The organism is Halopseudomonas sp., from assembly GCF_036961105.1.
Taxonomy (GTDB): domain Bacteria; phylum Pseudomonadota; class Gammaproteobacteria; order Pseudomonadales; family Pseudomonadaceae; genus Halopseudomonas.
Genome location: NZ_JBALWW010000009.1, coordinates 136,553 through 143,247, shown reverse-complemented (window position 1 = coordinate 143,247; position 6,695 = coordinate 136,553). Strand labels below are relative to the sequence as shown.

The window sequence follows — 6,695 nt, the reverse complement described above, 5'->3', positions numbered from 1 at the left end:
GACAGACAACCTGCTCTTGTTATCAAAAGCTGGAGGCCTTGCAATGAGGGAGGAGACCATATACGGCCGTCCCAGGAAGGTGCATAGCGTCGTAACGCAGGCTCAGGGAAAGGTCGCGCCTTCCAGGGTGCCGTGCTGGGTACGTTTGTCGTATTCGCGGTCGGCGCTGCCCATGGCGTTCAGCAGCCGCTGTCCCGCCGCGTTGGCGCTTTGCGACAGCTGCTCGCAGCTGGTTTGGGGCGGCAACGCCAGCAGCGCCTGTTCGATCTGTCTGGCGTAATCCAGCGCCAGTTCTACGTGCCCATCCTGATGCGCCTGCAGTGCCAGCAGGTAGCTGTCCCACTGCTGCTGGACGCTGGCCGGGCGGGTGGCGTCGGGCAGCAGGCGCGGCATATGGCTGGTGACGCTGACCTCGGTGCTGGCGCTGGACAGGCGGCACTGGCCCGGCGTGGATTCCCAGGTAAAGTGCCAGTCAACGCGGCTGGCGCTGTGCTGACGGTCGCGATTCAGGCTGGCGCGAATGGTGTCGAGGGTGTTGCCCTGCACATCGAACTGCTGAACCCGCGTGGTCAGTGCCGGTTCAGCCAGCAGCGGCATGCTCAAGCCCAACAGTGCTGGCAACAGAAACCACCTATGCAGGCGCATCAGATCGGGTCCATCAGCCGCTCAAGCGCAGCGCGGCAACGGTTGGGGATGGGGAAGGCGGTGTTGCTGGCGCGGTCGACAAACACGTGGACGAAGCGGCCGGCGGCGCAGGCTTCGTCGCGGCCCTGCTTGAACACGGCCAATTCGTAATGCACCGAGCTGCTGCCCAGGCGGGCAACCTTGACGCCGATCTCGATAGCATCGGGGAAGGCGATGGGGGCGAAGTAGTCGCAGTTGGAGCTGACCACAAAGGCCACCTGGTCGCCGTCGTGTATATCCAGCCCGCCTTCGGCGATCAGCCAGCTGTTCACTGCGCTGTCGAAATAGCTGTAGTAGGTCACGTTGTTGACGTGGCCGTACAGGTCGTTGTCGTGCCAGCGCGTGGTGATGGCATGCAGGTAATGGTAATCCTGCCGGGTTGGCTTGCTTGTGCTCATGCGAATTCTCTTTTCAGTGGTTCAACAGGCTGCGGCATCAATAGGCCAGGTTGTAGATGGCCAGCGCGTCGGCTTCGCTGACTTCACGCGGGTTGTTGACCAGCAGACGCTGCTGCAGCATGGCGTCCTTGGCCAGCAGTTCCAGCTTGTCCTTGGGTACGCCGGCATCGCGCAGGCGGCTGGGCAGGCCGCAGCGCGGGCTCAGGTCAGCCAGCGCGGTGACCATCTGCGCGGTCAGGTGGTCAGCATCGCCGGGCTGCAGGCCGGGACCGACAATCAGCGGTGCCAGCTCGGCATACAGCGGCGCGGCGTGCGAGGCGTTGAATTCGATCACGGTCGGCAGCACCAGGGCGTTGGATAAGCCATGCGGGATATGGAAATGCCCGCCCAGAGGGTAAGCCAGTGCGTGCACGGCGGCCACCGGCGCGTTGGCAAAGGCCTGACCGGCGAGCAGCGCGCCCAGCAGCATGGCCTGACGTGCTTCGCGGTTCTGGCCGTTCTGCACCACGTGATCCAGATTGCCGGCCAGCAGGCGCAGGGCCTCGCGCGCGAGCATATCGGACAGCGGATTCTTCTTCAGCTTGCTGGTATAGGCCTCGATGGCGTGCACCATGGCGTCGATGCCGGTGGCAGCGGTCACGTGCGCCGGCAGGCCCAGGGTCAGGTCGGCATCCAGCAGCGCCAGATCGGGCAGCAGAATCGGTGAAACCACGCCCATCTTGGTGGTGGCGCCGGTGGTGATGATGGCGATCTGGGTCACTTCCGAGCCAGTGCCGGCGGTGGTGGGCACCTGGAATAGCGGCAGGCGCTGGCCGCGAGCGTTACCCACACCGTAGATATCGGCCATTTGCTGTTTGCACTCGGGGTGCGCGAGGAGGGCGACCAGTTTGGCCACGTCCATCGAGCTGCCACCGCCAAAGCCGATGATCAACTCGGCCTGCATGTTACGCGCCTGCTCTACCGCTTCGAGTACCACGTGCTCCGGCGGATCGGCTTCGACCTGATCGAACACTTCCACGCTGACCTGGGCCTTGGCCATGGCCGGCAGAATGCTGTCCAGCAGCCCGATCTTGGTGATGCCGGGGTCGGTGACGATCAGCACCCGCTGGGCATCGCGTTCGCGGCACAATTCGCCCAGGCGGGCGGCAGAGCCGGATTCGCAGAGAATCTGGGCGGTGGTGGCAAAGCTGAACGGATTCATGGGGCCTCCGGGGCTGCGGTTGGAGCGAAAAGAGCGGTGTGAAAAAGTTGAATGAGACAATTCTGCTGACTGCGCGTTCATGCAGCAAGCGCTATTGATGCCGCAGATGGTAACGCATGGGGGCGGGTTGGTGACAGCTACGCACGGCGAAACCGCAGCGCCGCTTCCCTGGAGTGGTCGTGTTGTATCTCGACCACGGGGCTAGTCGCAACACCGCTGTAGGGGAGAGAACCCGGCCGTTACACAAAGGAGCGATGCGGGCTGATTACGATTAAAGAAACAGCTCCAGCAGATCATTGAGAAACAGCCGGCCGCGCTCGGTAGGGCGCAGCTGTTGCGTCCAGGGCTCCAGCAGCCCCTTTGCAGCAGCCTGCTGCAGCAAGGGCTCGATAGCATCCAGTGACTGGTCGGTACGCTCGCGATAGTAGCTGGCGGGTACGCCCTCGACCAGGCGCAGGGCGTTCATCAGAAAATCGAACGGCAGCTCATCGGCCTCAAGGGTCTTGCGCCCGGCACAGACGTCCTTGCCGGCAGCCAGGTAATCCTTGGGCAGACGGGTTTTCCAGTAGCGTTCAATGCGCCCGTCGGCGTGCGTGATCTTGCCGTGGGCGCCGGCGCCAATCCCGAGAAAGTCGCCGTACTGCCAGTAGTTCAGGTTGTGCCGCGCCTGGCGACCAGGCTGGGCATAGGCCGAGACTTCATACTGCGCATAGCCGCCAGCCGCCATGCGTTGCTGCCCGGCTTCCTGAATTGACCAGAGAATGTCTTCCTCCGGTAGCGTGGGTGGTTTGGAGTAGAACACCGTGTTGGGCTCCAGCGTCAGCTGATACCAGGACAGATGCTCCGGACTCAGCGCCATGGCCTGATCGATGTCGGCCATCGCCTGCTCGTGGCTCTGGTGCGGCAGACCGTGCATCAGGTCCAGGTTCAGGTTGTCGAAGCCGGCGCGGCGCGCCATCTCCACCGCACCCAGGGCTTCACGGTCATCGTGAATACGACCCAGGGCTTTCAGGTGAGTGGCGTTGAAGCTCTGGATGCCGATCGACAAGCGGTTGATGCCGGTGGCGCGGTAATCGACAAACTTGGCCTGCTCGAAGGTGCCGGGGTTGGCTTCCAGGGTGATCTCGATGTCGGCGGCAAAGGGCACGCGGTCATTCAAGGCCTGCAGAAAGCGCCCCAGGCTGGCAGCCGAGAACAGGCTGGGCGTGCCGCCGCCAAAGAAAATGGACGTCAGCTCACGCCCGCCCGCCAGCGGCAGATCCTGCTGCAGATCGGCGATCATGGCGTCGATATAGGCATCTTCCGGCAACGCCGTCTGGCTGGTATGCGAGTTGAAATCGCAATAGGGGCACTTCTTTACGCACCAGGGGATGTGGATGTAGGCCGCCAAGGGCGGCAGCTGCAAGCTGCAAGACGGGGGGGCGCCCCCTGCAAGCTGCAAGCTGTCCGTTGGGGTTGCTTGTTGCTTGCTGCTTGCTGCTTGCGGCTGGGTCATAGCCCCAACCGCTGGCGCAGCTGCGCCATGGCGCGGGCGCGGTGGCTGAGCTGGTTTTTGTCGGCCGGGCTGAGTTCGGCGCTGGAGCATTTGCGCTCGGGCACCCAGAACAGGGGGTCGTAGCCGAAGCCGTGGGCGCCGCGCGCTTCATTCAGAATGCGGCCTTCCCAGATGCCTTCGCACACGATGGGCATGGGGTCGTCGGCGTGGCGCAACAACGCCAGGGCGCAGATGAACTGCGCGCCGCGTTGCTCGGTGGGCACCGCTTCCAGCGCCAGCAGCAGCTTGGCATTGTTGGCGGTGTCGCCTTCACCGCCGGCGTAGCGCGCCGAGTAGATGCCGGGCGCACCGCCGAGGGCGTCGACCGCCAGGCCGGAGTCATCCGCCAGCGCGGGCAGGCCGGAGGCGCGCGCCGCGTGACGCGCCTTGAGCAGGGCGTTTTCGATAAAGGTCAGGCCGGTTTCTTCGACATCTTCATCAATAAAGTCGCTCTGCGGCAACACCTTGACCTTATCGCCCAGCATCGCCTGGAGTTCTGCCAGCTTGCCCTTGTTGCTGCTGGCGAGAACCAGGGTCTCGAAGGGCATTGACTTACTGGTCATCCGGGAAGAACTCCTGCTGGAAGCTGAGGCTGTGCACCATGGCGCCGGGCGCGGCCTGAATGTCGATCTTGAATAGCAGCATGCCGCGCTGGGCGGCGCTGTAGTTGGCGACAAAATAAATGGCGTCGCCTTCCTTGATGCGCTTGAAGTCGAGCTTCACCGGTTGGCCGATCAGGCTGCGCACCTCGCCCTTGAGGATGGCATCCACGGCCTGCGGCTTGCCGTTATTCTGGCGTTGCACGGCGATATTGATCACCCCCTGGCTCGGCCCGCGCTGCAGGCCGGCAGCGGCAGCGATATCAGGCTGCAGCATGCTGCTGTTGAATACGTTGTGATAGACGATCAGGTCGCCAAAGCGCGCCGGTTCGACGGCTGCGTTGATCAGCGGGGCAATCAGCAGGCTGGCGGCAAAAAGCAATGTACGTAGCATGGGTTACTCCTTGGGCAAGGGCGGGCTCAGCGGCTGATACGATAGATCGCCACTTCGCCCAGCAGATTCGGCCACAGACCGCTCAACCAGCTGCGCTGGTGCGTCTGGTCTACCACCAGGCGGTCGAGCACCTTGATGCCGCGCTCGCGGCACAACTGTTCAAAATCCCTGAAGGTACAGAAATGGATGTTCGGCGTGTTGTACCAGGTATAGGGCATGAACTCCGAGACCGGCATACGGCCCTTGATGCCCAGATGCCAGCGGCAGCGCCAATGCGCGAAATTGGGGAAGGTGAGAATACCTTCGTGACCGATGCGCAGCATGTCTTCCAGTACCCGGTCGGGGTAGTGCATGGCTTGCAGTGACTGGGTCATGACCACGGTATCGAAGCTGTTGTCCTTGAAGTTGTCCAGCTCCTTGTCGAGGTTCTGCTCCAGCACGTTCACGCCGTGGCGGATGCAGGCACTGATTTTCTCCGGATCGATTTCCAGCCCGTAGCCCTGCACCTGCTTGTGGTCGCGCAGGTGGCGCAGCAGTTCGCCCTCGCCGCAGCCCAGATCGAGTACGTGACTACCGGGTTTGATCCACTGCTGAATGATCTCGAGATCGGCGCGCAGGCTCATGAGGCCACCTCTATACGGTTCATATAGCCGCTGAGGGCTTCGATGTAGCGGGGAATCGGCAACAGAAAGGCGTCGTGTCCCTGCGCCGCTTCAATCTCCAGATAGCTGACCTGCTTCTTCGCCGCCAGTAGAGCGTTGACCAGCTCATACGAGCGTGCCGGCGAAAAGCGCCAGTCGGTGGTGAACGACATCACCAGCGTTTGCGCTTGAATGCCGGCCAGGGTGCTGGCCAGGTTGCCGCCGTGCGCGGCGGCTGGGTCGAAATAATCCAGCGCCTTGGTCATCAGCAGATAGGTGTTGGCGTCGAAACGGCCGGAGAACTCCTGCCCCTGATAGCGCAGGTAGCTTTCCACCTCGAACTCGACGCTGGTGAGGTCGTAGTTGAGCTGTTCGCTGCGCAGTTCACGGCCAAACTTGCTGCCCATGGCGTCGTCCGACAGGTAGGTAATGTGCCCGACCATGCGCGCCAGCATCAGGCCGCGTTTGGGGATCACGCCAAAGGCGGCGTAATCGCCATGGTGGAAGTCCGGATCGGTGGTAATGGCCTGCCGGGCCACTTCATTGAAGGCAATGTTCTGCGCCGACAGTTTGGGCGCGGTAGCGATGGCCACACAATGACGGATGCGCTCGGGGTAGCTGATGGCCCACTGCAGCGCCTGCATGCCGCCCAGGCTGCCGCCGACCACTGCAGCCCATTGCTGCACGCCCAGTACATCGGCCAGACGCGCCTGGCTGTGCACCCAGTCTTCCACGGTCAGGACCGGAAAGGCGGCGCCATAGGCTTTGCCGGTTTCCGGGTCGATGCTGGAAGGCCCGGTGGAGCCGTGGCAGCCGCCGAGGTTGTTCAGGCTGACGACATAGAAGCGGTTGGTGTCGATGGCCTTGCCGGGGCCGATGCAGGAATCCCACCAGCCGGGCTTGCGCTCATCAGCGCTGTGGTAGCCTGCAGCGTGGTGATGGCCGGAAAGAGCATGGCAGATCAGCACCGCGTTGTCGGCGGCGGCATTGAGCTGGCCGTAGGTCTCATATACCAGCTCGTAGGGTGCCAGCGCTTTGCCGCAGGCCAGTTGCAGCGGCTCGCTGAAGCTGTGTCGCCGGGGTGTCACCAGGCCGACGGAGTCAGCAGCAAATGTGGACATCAATACCTGTTCCTGTGTGGGTTGGCCTGGCTTGATAAGGTCGGGAGAGCTGCCCGGCAGGCCCCGTCTGGCGGCCAGTGCGCGACTGGCCAGAAAGGCGCCAACAATCGAGGCGTCAGTCTA

Annotated in this window: 8 protein-coding genes; all 8 read right to left on the bottom strand. The window is 63.2% G+C overall.

The genetic code is table 11. The features are described 5' to 3' along the window. Nucleotides 1-102: 102 nt before the first annotated feature. Nucleotides 103-645: a DUF922 domain-containing protein gene (locus V7756_RS11170; RefSeq protein WP_335610248.1), complete on the bottom strand. Its 543-nt coding sequence runs from the start codon at nt 643-645 to the stop codon at nt 103-105. Continuing rightward, nucleotides 645-1,082, bottom strand: coding sequence for an acyl-CoA thioesterase (locus tag V7756_RS11165; RefSeq protein WP_335610247.1), 438 nt, complete (start codon nt 1,080-1,082; stop codon nt 645-647). The genes V7756_RS11170 and V7756_RS11165 overlap by 1 nt, the downstream gene beginning before the upstream one ends. A gap of 37 nt (nt 1,083-1,119) precedes the next feature. Continuing rightward, a complete protein-coding gene (locus tag V7756_RS11160) occupies nt 1,120-2,283 on the bottom strand; it encodes an iron-containing alcohol dehydrogenase (protein ID WP_335610246.1) in 1,164 nt (387 codons plus the stop codon). Between the two features lie 271 nt (nt 2,284-2,554). Further along, nucleotides 2,555-3,778, bottom strand: coding sequence for a radical SAM family heme chaperone HemW (gene hemW, locus V7756_RS11155; RefSeq protein ID WP_442908993.1), 1,224 nt, complete (start codon nt 3,776-3,778; stop codon nt 2,555-2,557). Continuing rightward, nucleotides 3,775-4,365, bottom strand: a complete 591-nt coding sequence (gene rdgB, locus V7756_RS11150; protein ID WP_335610252.1) for an RdgB/HAM1 family non-canonical purine NTP pyrophosphatase — start codon at nt 4,363-4,365, stop codon at nt 3,775-3,777. Before rdgB ends, hemW begins: the two co-directional genes overlap by 4 nt. A gap of 4 nt (nt 4,366-4,369) precedes the next feature. Beyond that, complete coding sequence (locus V7756_RS11145; RefSeq protein ID WP_335610245.1) at nt 4,370-4,810, bottom strand: DUF4426 domain-containing protein; 441 nt, start codon at nt 4,808-4,810, stop codon at nt 4,370-4,372. A 26-nt stretch (nt 4,811-4,836) separates the two neighbouring features. Then, on the bottom strand, nt 4,837-5,427 hold the full coding sequence (metW, locus tag V7756_RS11140; RefSeq protein WP_335610251.1) for a methionine biosynthesis protein MetW: 591 nt from the start codon (nt 5,425-5,427) through the stop codon (nt 4,837-4,839). A 2-nt stretch (nt 5,428-5,429) separates the two neighbouring features. Then, nucleotides 5,430-6,572, bottom strand: coding sequence for a homoserine O-succinyltransferase MetX (metX, locus tag V7756_RS11135; RefSeq protein WP_335610244.1), 1,143 nt, complete (start codon nt 6,570-6,572; stop codon nt 5,430-5,432). Nucleotides 6,573-6,695 lie beyond the last annotated feature (123 nt).